At 37.4% G+C, this 18,645-nt stretch carries 14 protein-coding genes; 13 read left to right on the top strand and 1 reads right to left on the bottom strand.

Translation table 11 applies throughout. The features are described 5' to 3' along the window. Positions 1 to 59 precede the first annotated feature (59 nt). The 13 genes from ACTJIP_RS12870 (at position 60) to ACTJIP_RS12810 (ending at position 17,447) form a co-directional block, all read left to right on the top strand. Positions 60 to 2,207: a M43 family zinc metalloprotease gene (locus tag ACTJIP_RS12870; RefSeq protein ID WP_428169051.1), complete on the top strand. Its 2,148-nt coding sequence runs from the start codon at positions 60 to 62 to the stop codon at positions 2,205 to 2,207. Between the two features lie 189 nt (positions 2,208 to 2,396). Beyond that, positions 2,397 to 2,921 (top strand): GNAT family N-acetyltransferase, encoded by a 525-nt coding sequence (locus ACTJIP_RS12865; protein WP_440704672.1) that lies wholly within the window; start codon positions 2,397 to 2,399, stop codon positions 2,919 to 2,921. Between the two features lie 232 nt (positions 2,922 to 3,153). Further along, positions 3,154 to 3,570: an RrF2 family transcriptional regulator gene (locus ACTJIP_RS12860; protein WP_077417295.1), complete on the top strand. Its 417-nt coding sequence runs from the start codon at positions 3,154 to 3,156 to the stop codon at positions 3,568 to 3,570. Positions 3,571 to 3,653: 83 nt separating this feature from the next. Beyond that, positions 3,654 to 4,367, top strand: coding sequence for a phosphoadenylyl-sulfate reductase (locus ACTJIP_RS12855; protein ID WP_077417293.1), 714 nt, complete (start codon positions 3,654 to 3,656; stop codon positions 4,365 to 4,367). Positions 4,368 to 4,379: 12 nt separating this feature from the next. Then, positions 4,380 to 5,288, top strand: coding sequence for a sulfate adenylyltransferase subunit CysD (gene cysD, locus ACTJIP_RS12850; protein WP_077417291.1), 909 nt, complete (start codon positions 4,380 to 4,382; stop codon positions 5,286 to 5,288). A gap of 87 nt (positions 5,289 to 5,375) precedes the next feature. Continuing rightward, complete coding sequence (locus ACTJIP_RS12845; RefSeq protein WP_440704671.1) at positions 5,376 to 6,614, top strand: sulfate adenylyltransferase subunit 1; 1,239 nt, start codon at positions 5,376 to 5,378, stop codon at positions 6,612 to 6,614. 5 nt (positions 6,615 to 6,619) lie between these two features. Beyond that, positions 6,620 to 7,450 (top strand): serine O-acetyltransferase EpsC, encoded by an 831-nt coding sequence (gene epsC, locus ACTJIP_RS12840; protein ID WP_428169048.1) that lies wholly within the window; start codon positions 6,620 to 6,622, stop codon positions 7,448 to 7,450. A gap of 27 nt (positions 7,451 to 7,477) precedes the next feature. Continuing rightward, a complete protein-coding gene (cysK, locus tag ACTJIP_RS12835; protein ID WP_440704670.1) occupies positions 7,478 to 8,389 on the top strand; it encodes a cysteine synthase A in 912 nt (303 codons plus the stop codon). Positions 8,390 to 8,412: 23 nt separating this feature from the next. Then, positions 8,413 to 9,258, top strand: coding sequence for a uroporphyrinogen-III C-methyltransferase (gene cobA, locus ACTJIP_RS12830; RefSeq protein WP_219072725.1), 846 nt, complete (start codon positions 8,413 to 8,415; stop codon positions 9,256 to 9,258). Beyond that, the gene (locus ACTJIP_RS12825; protein ID WP_219072726.1) at positions 9,248 to 10,960 is read left to right on the top strand and encodes a diflavin oxidoreductase; all 1,713 of its coding nucleotides are present in this window, start codon (positions 9,248 to 9,250) and stop codon (positions 10,958 to 10,960) included. The genes cobA and ACTJIP_RS12825 overlap by 11 nt, the downstream gene beginning before the upstream one ends. Before the next feature lie 42 nt (positions 10,961 to 11,002). Next, positions 11,003 to 12,679: an NADPH-dependent assimilatory sulfite reductase hemoprotein subunit gene (locus ACTJIP_RS12820; protein WP_219072727.1), complete on the top strand. Its 1,677-nt coding sequence runs from the start codon at positions 11,003 to 11,005 to the stop codon at positions 12,677 to 12,679. A gap of 368 nt (positions 12,680 to 13,047) precedes the next feature. Beyond that, positions 13,048 to 15,924, top strand: coding sequence for a TonB-dependent receptor (locus ACTJIP_RS12815; RefSeq protein WP_440704669.1), 2,877 nt, complete (start codon positions 13,048 to 13,050; stop codon positions 15,922 to 15,924). 5 nt (positions 15,925 to 15,929) lie between these two features. Beyond that, positions 15,930 to 17,447 (top strand): TSUP family transporter, encoded by a 1,518-nt coding sequence (locus tag ACTJIP_RS12810; protein WP_440704668.1) that lies wholly within the window; start codon positions 15,930 to 15,932, stop codon positions 17,445 to 17,447. Between the two features lie 385 nt (positions 17,448 to 17,832). Here the strand turns inward: ACTJIP_RS12810 and ACTJIP_RS12805 are convergent, their stop codons facing one another. After that, positions 17,833 to 18,327, bottom strand: a complete 495-nt coding sequence (locus ACTJIP_RS12805) for a DoxX family protein (RefSeq protein WP_428169044.1) — start codon at positions 18,325 to 18,327, stop codon at positions 17,833 to 17,835. Positions 18,328 to 18,645 lie beyond the last annotated feature (318 nt).

The raw sequence follows: 18,645 nt of genomic DNA, 5'->3' as shown, positions 1-18,645 counted from the left end.
ATTAAGCCCAAAACAATTTGATTATTCAAATAATTTATTAACAAACAAATCCAAAATTTATGAAAAAATTTAAATTACTACTACTTGTTTCCCTATTTCCAATAATAGGTTTTGCTCAGGAAAATAGACCTCATGAGTGTAAAGCAGATGAAATGATGAAAAAACATTTTGAACTGCACCCTGAATCTAAGGCTGAATATGAAAATTTTGAGAAATTCACCAAAGATTTTGTAAAAAAAATGGAATCAAACAAAACTCTATTGAATAATACGATCAACAATCCAACCTACATCATCCCTGTGGTTTTTCATGTGTATGGAGAATCTCAGAGTAATGTAAAAGTAAATTACCAAAAAGTAGTTGACTTACTGGAACAAATCAACTTAAACTTCAATGGAATCAACACTGATTCAAACACCGTAGATCCTGATTTCCAATCTATTAAAAGAGCATTAAATATTGAATTTCGATTAGCTAAAATTGATCCAACCGGAAAAGCAACAAGCGGAGTGGTATTTCACCCTTTCAAAGGTGGATATGGCAACGGAGGTGGATATGATGCACAAATTGGCGCAGATGCATGGGATAATACAAAGTATATGAATGTGTATATACAAAATGACCTATATGCTAATAAAGATTTATATCAATCAGGAGTTGCCTGGTATCCGGATTCATACATGACTTCAGTAAATACATCCAGAGTTGTTTATAATGGACGTTATATATTCAATGCTGCAGGAACAGTAGCTTCAAACGAGTTTTCTGATACATTCACTCACGAATTTGGGCATTGGTTAAATCTTCAACATACGTTTAATGTTCTTTGTTCAACTGCGAACCCTGGTAATGATGGTGATGGAGTTGCTGACACCCCTGTAGAAAATAATTCTAATGGATTAGGATGTGCAGCTGGCAACAATTGTCTTGGACAAAAAGTGAACGTTGAAAACTATATGGGATACAATGGTTCTTCCGGTTGTTATAAAATGTTTACCAATGGACAAGTCAACAGAATGCTAGCCGCATTAAATCATCCTTCGCGAATAAATTTATGGCAGCCTGCAAACTTAGCCGCAACCGGTGTTGCCAATACTCCACCTAAATTAACCCTTAGCAACAGTACATTTACAGAGAACTTAAACAATAATGGAGCCGTGTCATTAGATGGAACAGTAGCATCTGCCCCTACATCAACGATTACGCTAAACGGAGCAACATTTGCCGTACCCAATGGAACAACTCTTACTGCAGGAACACATTTCACTTCTTCATTACCAGCAGGACTAACAGCAACTATAGCAGTTACAAGCCCTACTACTGCTATACTTACCATAAATGGTGCGGCAACCAGTCATCCTAAAAGTCAGGTCCTGAATTCATCAATTACGTTCCTAAATGGGGCTATAACAGGAGGCGTAACTTCATTAGGATCAACTACAGCTTTAGCATTAACTTTTTCTTACAAAGATCCCTATAAAATAGTTACAGGAACTCCTCTGGAAAGTTATGCCAACCCAACAGCAACAACAGTAACAACCAATTCCGGGGCAACTTGGAAATATTTTATCATTAATCCAGAGCTTAGTGATGATGCAGGGTATGGCGCTTGGTACTATGGAGCAAATCAATTAAAATTTGAAACCTATTGGAAAGGATTAGTATGTGAAACAGGAACACGAAATATTAGTTTAATTCCGGCTTGTACCACTATAACTAATGCAAATAATATAGGTTATCCAACTGGTACTCCCGGACAACTTGACGTATACACTCCTACATATACTAACTGGTCTGGCCAAACCGCTTATGTTGGTTTTAGAAACCAATTCGAAGGCTACAACATTAACGGCTATTTCAAACTGATTGTGGGGGCAAATGGTTCAAATTATTCTGTAACAGAGTTTGGATATAATACACAACCATATGGCAGCATTACAACCCCTTGTGCATTATCATTATCCACTGCAGGCGTTGATACAACAAACTCAGAAACATCCATCTATCCAAATCCAGTTTCTGATGTATTGAATATTAAAACAAAAGGGAAAATTAAATCAATTTCTGTTTACGACATGTTTGGAAGAAAAATGAATGCTAAAGTTATTGGTGATAAGGTTGATGTTAAACACTTCCTAAGCGGAACTTATTTAATTGATATTGAAACTTCTTTAGGGAAATCTTCCCAAAAATTCATTAAAAAATAGAATCAAACTCAAAGCAGTTACAGACTGGTTTAAAACTTTTTAAATAACAAAACACTTTTCTCAGAAATATGAATAATAGTTTAGTATTCATATGCAGTTGATTGGGCTTAAAAGTTAAGCCCAATTTTTTATTATATAGGTTCAGTTCATAATTTATTTATGTACTTTTATTCTGTAATTACAATTCCAATGCATTATAAAAACGAAAGGATTATCATCCGTGAATTTACACCCAAAGAATTTTTATTGTTTTCCACTCTTTTTGAAAATGAGAATGTTACCCGCTATCTGCCTTACAAAACTCCTGAAGAATATAAGGAAATGTTTGATAAAGCACTGGCAGATTATGAAGCAGGGCCATTCAGCAGATGGGGAATATTCAGCACTCAGAATAATGATTTTGTGGGAATGTGTCTGGCCAGAATCTTCCTTGATAATCCTGATCAGCTGGAAATAGGGTATACTTTAGGCGAAAATTACTGGGGAAAGGGACTCGGAACTGAAGTTTGTAAAGCCCTTATTGATTATTGTTTCTCATTAAATCTTAAGAAAGATATTGTTGCTGTAACTGATCTTGATAATATCGGATCTCAGAAAGTCCTTCTGAACAACAACTTTAAGAGAATTGAAAATCTGATGCGGGAAGATCGGGATAGAGAACTTGCTTACTTTATATTACAGAAAGAGTATAAATCCGAAAAAAAAATGATCTGATACATAGGTTTCTAATTAATATGCCTATCTCGCAGATGTTTGCACGTATTCTTTTTCCTAAGACTAAATCAAAGATTTTTAAGCTTAAGTGAACTTCTCAACAGCTTACCTGTCACTTAAAATCAACTTAAGTGTTTTTTAATCTTTTGTGACTTTTGTGGTTAAGATATAATCAAAGCCTTACACAGAAAACATTTCATTTATCAGATATTTATCATAACTTGCAGAAATTATGATGTCAAAACGTTGCAAATATGCGCTTAAAGCAATGGTCAGATTAGCAAGGAATTATAACCAGGGCTTTCTGTCAACCTCCATTATTGCACAAGATGAGAACATCCCCAAAAAGTTTCTGGAACAAATTCTCCTCGAACTCAAAAGAGCCAAACTTGTCAATAGTAAGCAAGGCAAAGTAGGAGGGTATTATTTGTTAAAATCACCTGATGACGTCTCATTAGCAGATATTTACCGGATTTTCGATGGCCCTATTGCCCTTACACCTTGTGTCTCTTTAAACTTTTATGAAGCATGTGACGATTGTGTAGATGAAGCAGTCTGCTATCTGAGAAAAGAACTCATCATCGTTCGTGAAAAGACCAGAACAAGTATGATGGAGGCCACTCTGACTAAGTTTATCAACAAGGATTAAAATTTTTTTTATTTAAATTCTACTATTTTGATGGGAGTTATAGAATTTTATATATATTTGCAAGAATTAAATCTCAATTCAAAATGGAATACAGTCTGAAAAATGAATTCGAAAATATTGTAAAAGAGGCTTCTGAAGCTTCTTTTCAAACTAATGGGCTGCAATTACTGACTGAAAGATTCCCTGGTAAAGTGATCTTTTCAACCAGTTTCAGCTATGAAGATCAGGTTATCACTCATCTGATAAAAGATTTAAATATTGAAATATTCACGTTAGACACGGGAAGGCTTTTTGAACAGACTTACGAAACCTGGACATCTACCAAGGCTTTCTTTAAAAAAAACATCAAAGCATATTATCCGGATACGGAAGAGCTCAGAGAATTTGTTACAGAAAACGGTCCGGACTCATTTTACCAATCTGTAGAGAAGAGGAAGGCATGCTGTACGATCCGTAAGGTACATCCTTTAAAAAAAGCACTGGAAGGATATAAAGTATGGATCACAGGACTTAGATCTGAACATTCTGCCAACAGACAGAATATGCCGCAGCTGGAATGGGATCCGGATAATAAGATCATTAAATATCATCCTATTCTTCACTGGACTTCAGAACAAGTGACAGACTATGTAAAAGACCATCATTTACCATATAATCATCTTCATAAAAAGGGATTTGTAAGCATAGGATGTGAACCCTGTACCAGAGCGATCAAGGAAGGGGAAGATTTCAGAGCCGGCCGATGGTGGTGGGAAGATGCCAACAAAAAAGAGTGTGGTCTGCATATTCATCAATAAAAAAAGAAAAAAATGTCAATACATCAGTTAAATTATTTAGATCAGTTAGAGGCCGAATCTATTTATATATTAAGAGAAGTGGCGGGCCAGTTTGAACGCCCGGCCTTATTATTCAGTGGAGGAAAAGACAGTATTGTACTGGCTCATCTGGCAAGAAAAGCATTCTTTCACGGGAAAATCCCGTTTACATTTGTGCATGTAGATACGGGACACAACTTTCCGGAAGTTTTGGATTTTCGTGATCACCTGGTAAAGCAGTTAGATGTTAACCTTGTAGTCCGAAAAGTTGAAGACACCATAAAAAGTAAAAAATTAACTGAGGCTAAAGGTAAATTCCCAAGCAGAAACTGGCTGCAGACCTATACACTTCTTGATACGATTGAAGAATTTGAATTTGATGCCTGCATCGGAGGAGCCCGCAGAGATGAGGAAAAAGCCCGCGCCAAAGAAAGAATATTTTCTGTACGTGATGAATTCGGGCAGTGGGACCCCAAACTTCAGCGCCCGGAGCTGTGGAATATTTTTAATGGAAAAATTCACAAAGGAGAAAATGTAAGAATTTTTCCCATCAGCAACTGGACTGAACTTGACATCTGGAACTATATCCGTAAAGAGAAAATTGCCCTTCCTTCCATTTATTTCTCGCATGAAAGGGAAGTGGTAGATTTTAACGGCCAGTGGCTTGCCAATTCATCCCACGTTTTCTTAGAACCTGAAGATATTATCACCACAAAAAAAATACGCTACCGTACTGTAGGAGATATGACCTGTACTGCAGCTGTGGAATCTAATGCTGTTACAATAGATGCCGTAATCGAAGAAATTGTAGCAACCAGAATTTCAGAACGTGGAGAAACCAGAATTGATGACAGAGTGACAGAAGCCGCTATGGAAGATAGAAAAAAAGGAGGCTATTTTTAATCAATGATAAAAGATAATTGATCAACAATCACACAGAATATTTTTATCAATTATTATTTATCACTTATCATTTATAACAAAAATCGGATGGATATATTAAGATTTATAACAGCAGGAAGCGTAGATGACGGAAAAAGTACCCTTATCGGCAGACTGCTTTACGATAGCAAAAGTATTTTACAGGATCAGTTGGAAGTCCTTGAAAAACATTCTAAAAACAAAAATGAAGATGGGGTAGACCTTGCTCTTCTAACAGATGGTTTGCGTGCAGAAAGAGAACAGGGAATCACAATTGATGTTGCCTACCGTTATTTTTCGACCGCAAAAAGGAAATTTATCATTGCTGATGCTCCCGGGCATGTGCAGTATACTCGTAATATGATCACCGGAGCATCCAACTCTGATTTGATGGTCATTCTGATTGATGCACGAAAAGGAGTGATTGAACAAACCAGAAGACATTCTATCATCGCTTCTTTACTACAATTAAAGAAAGTTGCGGTAGCCATTAATAAAATGGATATGGTGGATTATTCTGAAGAAGTTTTTGAATCTATAAAATCTGAATATTCAAAAATTGCAGAAAATCTTGGATTAAACGATGTCAGTTATTTTCCTATTTCTGCACTGAAAGGAGATAATATTGTTTCAACATCCACCAGAACAGAATGGTATGAAGGAAATTCCCTTCTGGAATATCTTGAAGAAGTAACTTTAAATGAAGAAAAGAATAATGGAAACCGTTTTCAGGTTCAGTATGTGATTCGTCCTCAGACTGAGGAACTGCATGACTACAGAGGGTATGCCGGACAAATATTAAGTGGAAAATTCACAAAAGGAGACAAAATTCATATTCTTCCGGCAGATCTGATCACTAAAATCACTAAGATTGAGATCAATGGTATTGAAAAAGAAGAAGCCTTTGAAGGTCAGCCAGCCGTTATTCATCTTGCTCATGATGTGGATGTCAGCAGAGGAGATATTTTTGTGACAGAAGAACATATTCCTGCAGTTGAAAAAGATCTTGAAGTTCTGTTATGCTGGCTTGATCAGAAACCATTGCAGCCAGGAAATAAATACCTTCTGCAACAAAACAGCAGACTTGTAAAAGCAGTTGTAAAAGAGGTAGATTACAAGATCAATGTCAATACCCTGATTCAAGAACAGGTAGACAGCGAAATTAAACTGAATGAAATTGTAAAAGTTACGCTGCGAACAGCACAGCCTCTGGTTTACGACAGCTTTACCCATAATAAAACAACGGGCTCTGCCATTTTGGTGGATGAAACGTCCAATTCAACGGTAGCAGCCTGTATAATTCAATAGAAAAAATGGCAATTTCCGATCATTTAACACAACGAATTCATCAGACTAAACAAAATAGTATTCATGGATTCTTTGATAAGATAAAGACAAAAAGATGGGTGAAGGATTTGTATGAAACACTTTTCCTTCCTCAGAATGACAATAGTGAAGACCAGCTTAAAAGAAATTTTGAAACACTGAGGGAAACTCTTTCTGAACAGATCAATACCGTAACAGGAGATCAGGACAGTACTGAAAAACAGGTTAATCACTTTTTTGAATCTCTGCCTGGCCTTTATGATCAGTTGGTTTTGGATGCAAAATCTATCGTGGAATTTGATCCTGCAGCCGATTCTCTTGAAGAAGTATATCTGGCATATCCCGGCTTTTTCGCCACGTATGTCTATCGTATTTCCCACCAGCTTTGGACTCAGGAAGTGAAAATTTTACCACGTGTCATTTCAGAGTATGCTCACAGCAAAACAGGAATTGATATTCACCCGGGAGCAGCCATTGGAAAGTCCTTTTTTATTGATCATGGGACAGGAATTGTGATCGGAGAAACAACCGTTATCGGGAACAACGTTAAAATCTATCAGGGAGTCACCCTCGGAGCCTTAAATGTCTCCAAAGAAAAAGCCCATCAGAAAAGACATCCCAATATTGAAGATGATGTGATTATCTATTCGGGAGCAACTATTCTGGGCGGTGAAACTACGATAGGAAAAGAGAGTATTATAGGAGGAAATGTCTGGATTACACAGGATGTTCCTGCCAATTCTCTGGTCTACCACAAAAGTGAAATAAAAATAAAGGATAATACTTCATTACCGGAATCATTAACCTTTGTGATCTAAAAAAACAAAAATAAAAATTACATTGATATGAAGTTTCAGAATGCATTAGAAACGATTGGAAATACACCGGTCGTAAAAATTAATAAACTCTTCAGTTCAGATCATGAAATCTGGATCAAACTTGAAAAAAGCAACCCTGGCGGAAGCATTAAAGACAGAATTGCATTAGCAATGATTGAAGATGCAGAAGCAAAAGGATTATTAAATAAAGACAGCACCATTATAGAACCTACCAGCGGAAATACAGGAATAGGACTCGCTTTGGTTGCTGCCGTAAAAGGATACAAACTAGTCCTTGTAATGCCGGAAAGCATGAGTATAGAACGCCGTAAAATCATGGAAGCTTACGGAGCTGAATTCGTACTTACCCCAAGAGAAAAGGGAATGAAAGGCGCCATTGAAAAGGCTAATGAACTTGCTGAAGAAACTCCAAATTCTTGGATTCCAAGACAGTTTGATAATCCTGCCAATGTAAAAGTACATGTAGAAACTACTGCTCAGGAAATTTTAAAAGACTTCCCGGACGGGCTTGATTATATCATTACAGGAGTAGGAACGGGAGGACACATCACCGGAATTGCAAAAACAGTAAAGGAAAAATATCCTGACGTAAAAGTGATTGCCGTAGAACCGGAATTATCTCCCGTATTGAGCGGAGGAAGTCCTGCCCCACACCCATTACAGGGACTTGGAGCCGGTTTTGTTCCTTCTATCCTGGATATTACCCTTTTAGACGGAGTGATCAAAGTAGGCAAGGAGGAAGCCTATGAGTATGCCCTTAATGCCGCTAAAAAAGAAGGCCTTTTTGTAGGAGTTTCTACAGGAGCCGCTTTAGCCGCCATTGCAAAACATTTACCGGAAATACAATCTACCGCTAAAATCCTTACCATCAATTACGATACCGGAGAGAGATATCTATCCGTAGAAGGACTTTTCTAAATCCTTAATTAACACCTACTTCAATGAAAACAAATATAAAATCACCAAAGGTCTTCCTTATCGGTGCAGGGCCCGGCAACCCTGAACTGATCACTGTAAAAGCAGTAAAAGCTATCGCAGAAGCGGACGTCATTTTATGTGACCGCCTTGTAAGCCCCGAGATTCTGGAAACCTATGTCAGTAAAAACACAGAAATCATCTATGTAGGGAAAGAATGCAGTAAAAATGCTTCCACACCGCAGTCACATATCAATACTTTGATGGTAGAATATGCTCTTCAGAATAAGACCATTGTAAGACTGAAAGGAGGGGATGTTTCTATATTCTCCAATATCCTGGATGAATTGCAGGCTTTAAAACAAAATCATATTCCTTACGAAATCATTCCCGGAATTACGGCAGCCTTAGGAGCAGCAGCGTTTGCAGGTATGCCTTTAACGGCAAGAGGATATTCCACATCCGTGCGTTTTCTGACCTATTATAAATCAGAGATCGTGAGTGAAGACTACTGGAAGGAGCTTGCTTTGACTAATGATACTCTTGTTTTCTACATGTCAAAAGGAAACCTTACCTCTCTTGTGGAAAAATTGAAACAGCTGGGGATTTCAAGTGATAAAAAAATTGCAGTCATTGAGCAGGCGACAACGCCATATCAAAAGGTGTACACCTCATCGTTTGATGATTTTAATGAAAAATTCGGAGACAAAACCTTTGCATCCCCTTCATTGGTGGTGGTGGGTAAGATTGTCAATCTTCATGAAGAGTTTTCATGGCTTGAAAATGCTGAGCAGGAAGGTCTTTATTTTAAATCAGTGGAAAACGGAAGTCTAATCCCTACAACTCAAAATTTCTTTGAATATGCTGTCTGAAACTAAATTAAATGTATTAAAACAAATCTCCGGAGACCTCTCCAGGGATGAAGCCATCTGGGCAAGCGGATATCTTGCAGGTATTGCCGGAGGATCTTCATTGGCCGCTGTACTGCCACCACAGCAAATCAATAATAACACTCAAAATGCTGTAAAGAAAATAACTCTGGCTTACGGTACAGAAACCGGAAACAGCAAAAAACTGGCTACAGCTCTGGCAGGTATAGTCAAGAAAAAAGGACTTCAGGTAAAACTGGCTGACCTTTCCCAATACAAACCTAAAGATCTTGCGAAAGAAGAATTCTTTTTTGTAATCATCAGCACTCAGGGAGAAGGTGAGCCGCCCGCTCTCGCCAAAAAATTCTACGATTATATTTATGAAAATGAAATTAATCTCAGTGGACTTAAATTCGGAGTACTGGCTTTGGGAGACAGCAGTTATCCTCTGTTCTGCCAAACCGGAGAAGATGTAGATTCACGTTTTGAAATATTAGGGGCACAGCGTATTATTCCATTAAAGAAATGTGATATTGATTACGAACAGGAAGCCTCTCATTGGATAGAGCATGTATTTGAAACAGTCAATAAAAATACTGATCAAAGTGCTGAAAATATATCAGCTCCAAAAGTTTCTGCAGGCAGAAAGAAATACCAGGGGAAAGTTTCAGCCATCATCAATCTGAATGATATTACGTCTGAAAAAGAAACCTATCATATTGAAATTGAAACAGATGAAGCTCTTTCATATCGGCCCGGTGCCGCATTGGGAGTGATTCCTTTCAATTCAAAAGAAGTAGTACACGAAATCATTACTCTCACAGGAATAGATCCTCAAAAACAGGTAGAAACGTCGAAAGTTACAGCTGCTGTTGAAGAACTACTTCACAAACGTCTTAACATCAGTTATTTACTTAAATCTGTAGTAGCTCAGTATGCGAAAATAACAGGACATTCGATCCCGGAAGTCAGATTAAGTCTTCTTGATCTCCTTAGAATTTATCCGGTAAAAACTGCGGATGAATTTGAAGAAATCATACAGATATTAACCCCTCAGGCACCGCGCCTGTATTCTATTTCGTCTTCTCTGGAAGCTCATGGTGATACGGAAATTCACATTACCGTTGCCAGATCAGAATTCTTTATTGACCATCAGAAACATAACGGATTATGCAGTGGTTTTCTGAGTGAATTCAAAGAAGAAGAAGATATTGAGTTTTATATCCAGGAAGCAGGACATTTTAAACTTCCGGAAGCCGATAAAGACATCATCATGATTGGTCCGGGAACTGGTATTGCTCCTTTCAGATCTTTCCTTTGGGAACGTGATGCAACTGGTGCAGAAGGAAGAAACTGGCTGTTTTTCGGGGACAGAAATTTCGTGTCAGATTTCCTTTATCAGGCTGAGCTTCAGGATTTCCTTAAAACAGGCAGTCTGACCCATTTAGATTTGGCTTTTTCCAGAGATACAGCTGAGAAAGTATATGTTCAGCACAGGTTGGAGCAAAAAGCTCAGGAAGTATTCTACTGGCTGGAAGGCGGAGCTTCTGTATATATATGCGGAGCTAAAGAGCCGATGGGAAGAGATGTAGAACAAACACTCCTGAACATTATTCAGAAGGAAGGAAAACGAAGCAAAGAAGATGCTGTAATCTATCTGGAAGAAATGGAACTTAGCGGCAGATATGCCAAAGATGTTTATTAAATGTAATTAAGCGATACTCGTAAAAAATTAAAGGAAATAATAATGAATAACGATAAAGAAAATCTTTCACCGGTAGAAAGGATTAAAACCAGCAGTAACGGGCTCAGAGGATCTTTAAAAGAGAGCCTTACTGATAATTTTACCGGAGCCATCAGGGAAGATGACCAGACTCTGATCAAATTTCATGGAATGTACCAGCAGGACGACAGAGACCGAAGGGAAGAGCGTGTCTCTAAAAAACTGGAATGGCTGTATTCTTATATGATCAGATTAAGACTTCCCGGTGGCTTTTTAACTCCGGAACAATGGGTAGGATTGAATGAAACGGCTGAAGATCATTCTACGGGAACCATTAAAGTAACCACAAGACAAACGATTCAGCTGCATGGGATTTTAAAATCTCATTTAAGACCTACTATTCAGAGCTTCAATCTGCAGCATCTGGATTCTATTGCAGCCTGTGGAGATGTCAACAGAAATGTAACCTGTACAGCCAACCCTTCAGAATCACCCTTACAGCAGGAAGCTTACGAACTGGCTGGTAAAATAAGCGAAATGTGTCTTCCGAAGACCAAATCTTATTACGATATCTGGATTGATAATGAACTTCTGGTAGACCGAAAAGCTGAAGAAGATCCATTATATCAGGACAGATATCTTCCAAGAAAACTGAAAATAGGAATTGCCGTTCCCCCCAATAATGATGTGGATGTATTCATCAATGATATTGCCTTGATCGCTATTATTGAAAATAATAAAATTGTTGGCTATAATATTGCTGCCGGAGGAGGATTGGGAGCCACTCATGGAAATGAAGCGACTTATGCCCGTCTTGCATCCATTCTTGGGTTTGTGGATACGGAAGAAAAAGTATTAAAAGCTGTCTACGAAATCATCACGGTTCAAAGAGATTTCGGAAACAGAAGCGACCGAAAATTATCAAGGTTAAAATATACGATTGATAAACTGGGTATTGATCAGTACAGAACTGAAGTGGAAAAAAGAACGGGATTCAGTTTTGAACCTGCCAGAGAATTTAAGTTTGAACAAAGAAAAGACCGCTATGGCTGGATTCAGAATCATGAAGGAAAATGGTTTTATACCGTATTTGTAGAGCATGGAAGAATTCTTAATACGGCGGAATATCCTTTAAAATCAGGATTATTAAAAATCGCACAGACAGGAAAAGCCAATTTCCGTTTTACCTGTAACCAGAACCTTATTCTGGCTGATATTGATGAAAAAGATAAACCTGAAATTGAAAATATTTTAAAAGAACACGGAATTTCAGAGTATACGAATGGAGCAAGTGCTCTGCGTAAAAACTCTGTTGCATGTGTTGCTTTGAATACCTGTTCATTGGCTTTGGCTGAAGCGCAGCGTTATCTGCCATCCTTGGTCACTAAAATAGAACCTATTCTAGAAAAATATGGTCTTTTGGAAGAAGATATCACGATCCGTATGACCGGCTGTCCTAACGGCTGTGGGAGATCTCCTAATGCTGAAATCGGATTTGTGGGTACAGCCTATGGAAAATATAACCTTCACATCGGAGGAGACCGTTTAGGAATGCGACTGAATACAAAATTTAAAGAAAATATTGGTGAAGAAGAGATTCTTACCACTCTGGATGAGCTTTTCGGAATTTATGTACAGAAAAGACTTGCAGAAGAAACATTTGGTGATTTTTCATACCGTTACTTACATACCTTAAATTAATTATATGGCTAGTTTTCATTATGATCTGAAAAAAAATAAAAAAACTCAACCTCTTCATTTAGGGAGACGAATGTGTACGTGTTGTTGATTCTCAAATAACAATACATACAAAGCTGTTTCAACTTTTTTGAACCACTATGAAAATTTAATACTACATCCTGTTATTGCGAACCAAAGGTGAAGCAATCTCAGCATTATATTAACGGCTTAAACCACCCCGTCAAAAATTCAAAGAATTTTTGCCACCCCTCCAAAAGAGGGGAATTCTAAGCCCTTCAATTGTAATACAAAACAATATTGAAAATTTTCATCATTAAAAGTAAAAAAGTTCAGACAGCTTCATTCTCAACCTAAAAAATGAAGAAAAAATGAAAAACAAAAAGCAGGGAAACTTTCTACCTAAAGCAGGCATTATTGCATTTACATTTCTATTTTTTAACCTGGCAGAAGCACAACAGCAGCTTATAGAGCTTAGTGGAAGCATCAGAAATACAGGTACACGCAAAGCGTTGGATTCTGTAAAAGTACAGATCGAAAATACACAGGATACCGCATTAACGGACCAACTGGGTAACTTTAAAATCAGAACAAGGGTTACCATTCCATTCCGGGTGGTGATTCAGAAAGATGGTTTCACAGGTCAAACCGTTGAAATACTTTCCCCCTCCAACAAAATAACGATAGGACTTAATCCACAAAATACGATTATTGATGATGTCGTCATTTCAGCCTCCAGAGTTCCGGAAAAAATATTAAGATCACCGATAGCTATTGAGAAAATTGATATCAAAACCATCAGGGAAAGTCCAGCAGCTTCATTCTATGAAACATTGGAAAATGTAAAGGGGTTACAGCTCTTAACATCCAGTCTTACCTTAAAGATTCCTAATTCAAGAGGTTTCAACTCACCTAATAATTTCCGTTTCATGCAATTGGTAGACGGCGTAGATGTACAGTCAGCAACATTGGGAGTACCATTGGGAAATGCAATAGGCCCTACAGAACTGGATATTCAATCTATGGAAGTTACTCCCGGAGCGGCTTCAGCCCTGTACGGAATGAATGCAATCAACGGACTGGCTAGTTTACAGACTAAAGATCCATTTACTTCTGAAGGAATAAGTCTTTACTTCCGTGGCGGAGTTAATCATGTAGACAATGTAAATCACAAAATAAGCTCACTTGGAGAGAGTGCCATCCGCTTTGCAAAAGTATTCAATAAAAACTTTGCCGTGAAGGTGAATGCATCCTATTTCAGCGGAACCGACTGGATTTCCAATAATCTGACAGATCAGAATCCAGGATCTTTGGTTACAGCCAATCCTAATTTTGCTTTGGCAAATAATCCGGCTGAAGACCTTTGGAATAAATACGGTGACGAAAGAAATAACCGTGTAGCTGTAAAAGTAGATTACAATGGAAAACCTACTACATTCAATGTTTCCAGAACAGGATATCTGGAGAAAGATCTGGTGAGCCCTGATGTGAAAAACATCAAGTTTGATGCAGGATTGTATTATCGTTTCGGAGATCAGTGGAGAACATCTTATGTATATCGTTATGGCTTACTGGACGGAACTTTCCAAAGAGGAAATAAAATCCGCTTACAAAATGCTACTGTTCAGAACCATAAAGTAGAATTGACAGGAAAAGAACTGAGCTTCAGAGCTTATGTATCTATAGAAAATACAGGAGATTCTTATAACCTGAAGCCTTTGGCAGACAATCTGGATCTTACCAATCTCTCCAATACCAACTGGAAAAATATATTTCAGACTTCTCTTCAGAACAACTTAAATGCAGGAGCCAATCTTAATGATGCTTTTATTCTCGCCCGTCAGGAAGCCGATAAAAACAGAGCCGTGCCCGGAACCGCAGCTTTTGAGCAGTTAAAAAAAACCATTATCGGTATCAATAACTGGGATTCTGCGAATGCAGGTATTATCGGAGCTCCGGCAACGGGAGGGGCAAAACTTGAACAGAAATCACGCTTTTATCAGGGTGAACTTACTTATGATTTCAGCAGGTTTGTGAAGATATTCAACCTTCTTGCAGGTATAGATTACCGTTTGTACAGTATTACTCCGGATGGAAATAATTTCGTTGATTTTGATCGCCCTGTGAATGAAAGAAATATTCCTTTGGCCAATGGTACCTTTGGGAAAGATGTTATTTATCAGAAATACGGGGCTTTTGCACAGATTACCAAGCTTTTCTTTGATGATAAATTAAAAATCAATGCAGCCTTACGGATCGACAGAAACCCGGAATTTGAAGCTAAATTGAATCCAAGGATCAGTATTGTCTATTCTCCGGTTAAAGAACATAATTTCAGAGCTTCGTTTCAGAACGGATATCGTTTTCCATCGTTATTTGAGGCCCTTTCTTTTGTCAATAACGGTAATGTAAGAAGAGTGGGAGGTCTCTCAAAAGTGAATGACGGATTGGGTTATTTGGAAAATTCTTACACCTTAGCTTCCATTGATAAATTTACCTCAGCAGTGAATGCAGACGTAGATGGAGGAAAAACCCAGACTCAGGCTGCTCAGGATAACAAACAGCTTTTAACGGTAGCCAATCTGCAAAAATTACAACCGGAAAAGATCAATTCGTTTGAAGTAGGATATAAGTCTACTTTTTTCAATAATAAGCTGGTGCTGGACTGGGATTTCTATTACAACATTTACGAAGGATTCCTTGGACAGGTAGAAGTGGCCGTTCCAAAAAACAGTCAGGTAGGAAGCAATACCGCTGTTCTTGCAATGCTGGATAGAAGCAAGCAGGATCGTTACAGGGTTTATACCAACAGCAATAGTACCTACAAAAGCTATGGAACGTCTTTAGGGATTCGTTATAATATTACAGGAAATTATAATGTCAATACCAATGTTTCCTATAATGATCTTGCTTCCAACAATGCGTCGGATCTTTTCATCACTGCATTCAATACGCCGAAATGGATGGTGAATGTAAGTGTAGGAAACAGAGAAATTGTTAAAAATATAGGATTCACTCTTGTCGCAAGATGGCAGAGCGGTTTTGTGTGGGAAAGTCCTTTAGCATCAGGAACAATTCCTGCTTATTACACCATTGATGCTCAGGCAACATGGAAGCTTCCGGAAATTCGTGCGAATATTAAAATCGGGGCTACCAATTTGCTGAACCGCCGTTATTTTCAGTATGCAGCAGGTCCTGAAATCGGAGGACTGTATTATCTTGCTTTTACTTATGACTTAAAACTGTAATCAGAATGAGCAATTCACTATATCCCATATTTTTAAAACTTGAAAACCTTTCACTGCTGATCATTGGTGGTGGCAAGGTTGCCCTTGAAAAACTGGAGTCTGTACTTGGAAACTCTCCGGATACTTCCATTACACTTGTAGCGAAAGAAATTATTCCTGAAATCAACACCTTACAACATCAGTTTTCCAATATAATACTGCATGAAAGAGCCTATGATGATCATGATTTTAATGATATGGATCTTGCCATTATAGCAGTGAATGATGTTGTATTGGCAGGGGAAATCAGAGAAAAAGCCCAGGAAAAAAATGTACTGGTCAATATAGCAGATAAACCGGATTTGTGCGATTTTTATTTAGGTTCTATTGTTAAAAAGGGAAGCCTCAAAATTGCTATTTCAACCAACGGAAAATCTCCTACAATCGCTAAAAGATTAAGAGAAACCTTCACTGAAGTCATTCCTGATGAAATGGATCATGTATTGGATAATATGCAGGACATCCGCAATAAGCTGACGGGAGATTTCAATTATAAAGTTAAAGAACTCAATAAGATCACTACAGAATATCTATCTGACGGAAATGTTTCTTCAAAGGCCAATCTGGAAATTGAAAAGCTGATCAATATTACCAAAACAGCTCAGAGAAAAGCCAATATTTATCTGGCTGTCATAGGGGTTTTACTTCTTTTCGGTCTATTTGGACTCGTAGTGTACCAGTTCAATCTTTCTAATGATATTCAGTACTTTCTGAATAAGGACGGTCATATTTTTTACTGGATGTTATTTGCAGGTTTTATGGCAGAAATTGTGGCCGGATCCATGGGAATGGGCTACGGAGTAATATGTACCACAATACTTTTATTGCTTAATGTTCCACCGCCTGTTGTAAGTGCAAGCATTCACTCTGCAGAATCTTTTACGACGGCAGCTGGAAGTTTCAGTCACTATAAACTGGGAAATGTCAATAAAAAAATGGTGTGGGTATTGTTCCCGCTGGCTATTGTAGGTTCAGTTATTGGAGCATTAACCCTTTCTCATTATGGCGAGCAGTATGCTCATATTGTAAAACCCATTATTGCCTTCTATACCCTTTATCTTGGAATCAACATTTTAAAAAATGCTTTCAAAGATAAAAAAACACAGCAAGGCAAAACCAAACGAAGAACAAATCTCAGAATACTAGGCTTGGTAGGAGGCTTTATTGATTCCTTTGCTGGAGGAGGCTGGGGACCGCTAGTTACCGGAACCCTGATCAAAGAGGGAAGAATTCCCCGTTATGTAGTAGGAAGCTCTACTGTAGCCAAGTTTTTGCTGACTGTAACGAGCGCAATTACCTTCATCTTTACAATCGGTATTCATCATTGGAATATTGTTTTGGGGCTTTTGCTGGGTGGTGTTTTTACGGCACCGTTTTCTGCAATGCTTACCGCAAAACTTCCAACGAAGAAAATGTTTGTCGTGGTAGGAATCGTAGTCATCCTGATGAGCCTTGTTACAATAACAAAATCAATTTTTTCATGATAAAATCAATAATCAAAAGAATCAGACATACAATTTAGAGAAGAAGTCTATTTATTTTAGCGCAAAGATTTTAATGTTTTACTTTATTGAGGTAACAAAAGGGGAAAATCAATGATACAGTCTATTGACAACTATCATTACTCATTTTTAGTAAAAATCTGAAACCATTAAATCTTTGCGTTTTTTATTTTAAATGCTTTTTTAAGAAACAAAAACTTAATAGTATCATTTTCACATTATAAGAGGGCAAAGATATAGTTCTTTTATCTCACGCTGATTTTGCAGATATATAAAATCTGCACAATAGTCTTAATCTGCGAGAAAAATTAGAACACCTCTGATTTCCAACAAAAAACAGCTCCCAAAAGAGAGCTGTCTATAATAGTTAGTTATTTCCAGATTTTGTTTTTCTGAAAGTATCAATTCCAAATCCTGTACAGCCCTGAAACAAAAACAGAAGCAAAAACAGGAGGTATAACATCTGAGGCAGGTATAGAAAATAGCCAAGCCATGTAAAAGGATCCATTTTATAAACTCCGGTTTCGGGTTTGACAGGAATAAGTTCCTTAGGAATTGTACTCAGATCATGGGTAAATAACGCGATAAGGATAATTATGATTAAAAATACAGAGCTTATTCTCGTCCAAAGACCCAACATTAAAAATAATCCAAAGATACATTCACAAAATGCAGTGAAGTTGGCAGTAAACTGAGGAAAAGGAAACCCTATAGTAGTGATAGTATTCAACATATATCCCTGGAAAACAGGATGGAAAAGTTTGTTAAACCCTGCTACAAAAAAGAACAATCCAATTAATATTCTGCATATTATATAGATATTATTCTTATTTTTTTCGAGGTTTGATAGTATTGTCTTCATTATTTTTTTAATTCGTTTTTGATTACATCACCATGATAAAGCCATGAACAGCAGTTGGTCATGTAATTCTGGTTTAGATAATAGGATCGTGTATGGAAAAGATTATTCCATAGCTGAAAATGTTATTTTATCAATAACTGAAAATTACATTTTTATTTTGGGTGGAATCCAGATAGAATTAAAAAAAGATGAATAGGGAGGATCATCATATAAAAAAAAGCCATTGCTTATTTCCGGGATCATAAATTTCTCAAATCCAAACGAAGGAAAAGATGCCGTAAAAAGGAGAGAAGAATTAGAACAATAATTATTATTACA

It is taken from the genome of Chryseobacterium sp. 22543 (genome assembly GCF_052044565.1).
Lineage (GTDB): Bacteria > Bacteroidota > Bacteroidia > Flavobacteriales > Weeksellaceae > Chryseobacterium.
This window is presented reverse-complemented; position numbering and strand designations above follow the sequence as displayed.

Coding starts and splice junctions, on each gene's coding strand:
- ACTJIP_RS12870 (WP_428169051.1), top strand. CDS start 60: ATGAAAAAATTTAAATTACTACTACTTGTTTCCCTATTTCCAATAATA.
- ACTJIP_RS12865 (WP_440704672.1), top strand. CDS start 2,397: ATGCATTATAAAAACGAAAGGATTATCATCCGTGAATTTACACCCAAA.
- ACTJIP_RS12860 (WP_077417295.1), top strand. CDS start 3,154: ATGATGTCAAAACGTTGCAAATATGCGCTTAAAGCAATGGTCAGATTA.
- ACTJIP_RS12855 (WP_077417293.1), top strand. CDS start 3,654: ATGGAATACAGTCTGAAAAATGAATTCGAAAATATTGTAAAAGAGGCT.
- cysD (WP_077417291.1), top strand. CDS start 4,380: ATGTCAATACATCAGTTAAATTATTTAGATCAGTTAGAGGCCGAATCT.
- ACTJIP_RS12845 (WP_440704671.1), top strand. CDS start 5,376: ATGGATATATTAAGATTTATAACAGCAGGAAGCGTAGATGACGGAAAA.
- epsC (WP_428169048.1), top strand. CDS start 6,620: ATGGCAATTTCCGATCATTTAACACAACGAATTCATCAGACTAAACAA.
- cysK (WP_440704670.1), top strand. CDS start 7,478: ATGAAGTTTCAGAATGCATTAGAAACGATTGGAAATACACCGGTCGTA.
- cobA (WP_219072725.1), top strand. CDS start 8,413: ATGAAAACAAATATAAAATCACCAAAGGTCTTCCTTATCGGTGCAGGG.
- ACTJIP_RS12825 (WP_219072726.1), top strand. CDS start 9,248: ATGCTGTCTGAAACTAAATTAAATGTATTAAAACAAATCTCCGGAGAC.
- ACTJIP_RS12820 (WP_219072727.1), top strand. CDS start 11,003: ATGAATAACGATAAAGAAAATCTTTCACCGGTAGAAAGGATTAAAACC.
- ACTJIP_RS12815 (WP_440704669.1), top strand. CDS start 13,048: ATGAAAAACAAAAAGCAGGGAAACTTTCTACCTAAAGCAGGCATTATT.
- ACTJIP_RS12810 (WP_440704668.1), top strand. CDS start 15,930: ATGAGCAATTCACTATATCCCATATTTTTAAAACTTGAAAACCTTTCA.
- ACTJIP_RS12805 (WP_428169044.1), bottom strand. CDS start 18,327: ATGAAGACAATACTATCAAACCTCGAAAAAAATAAGAATAATATCTAT.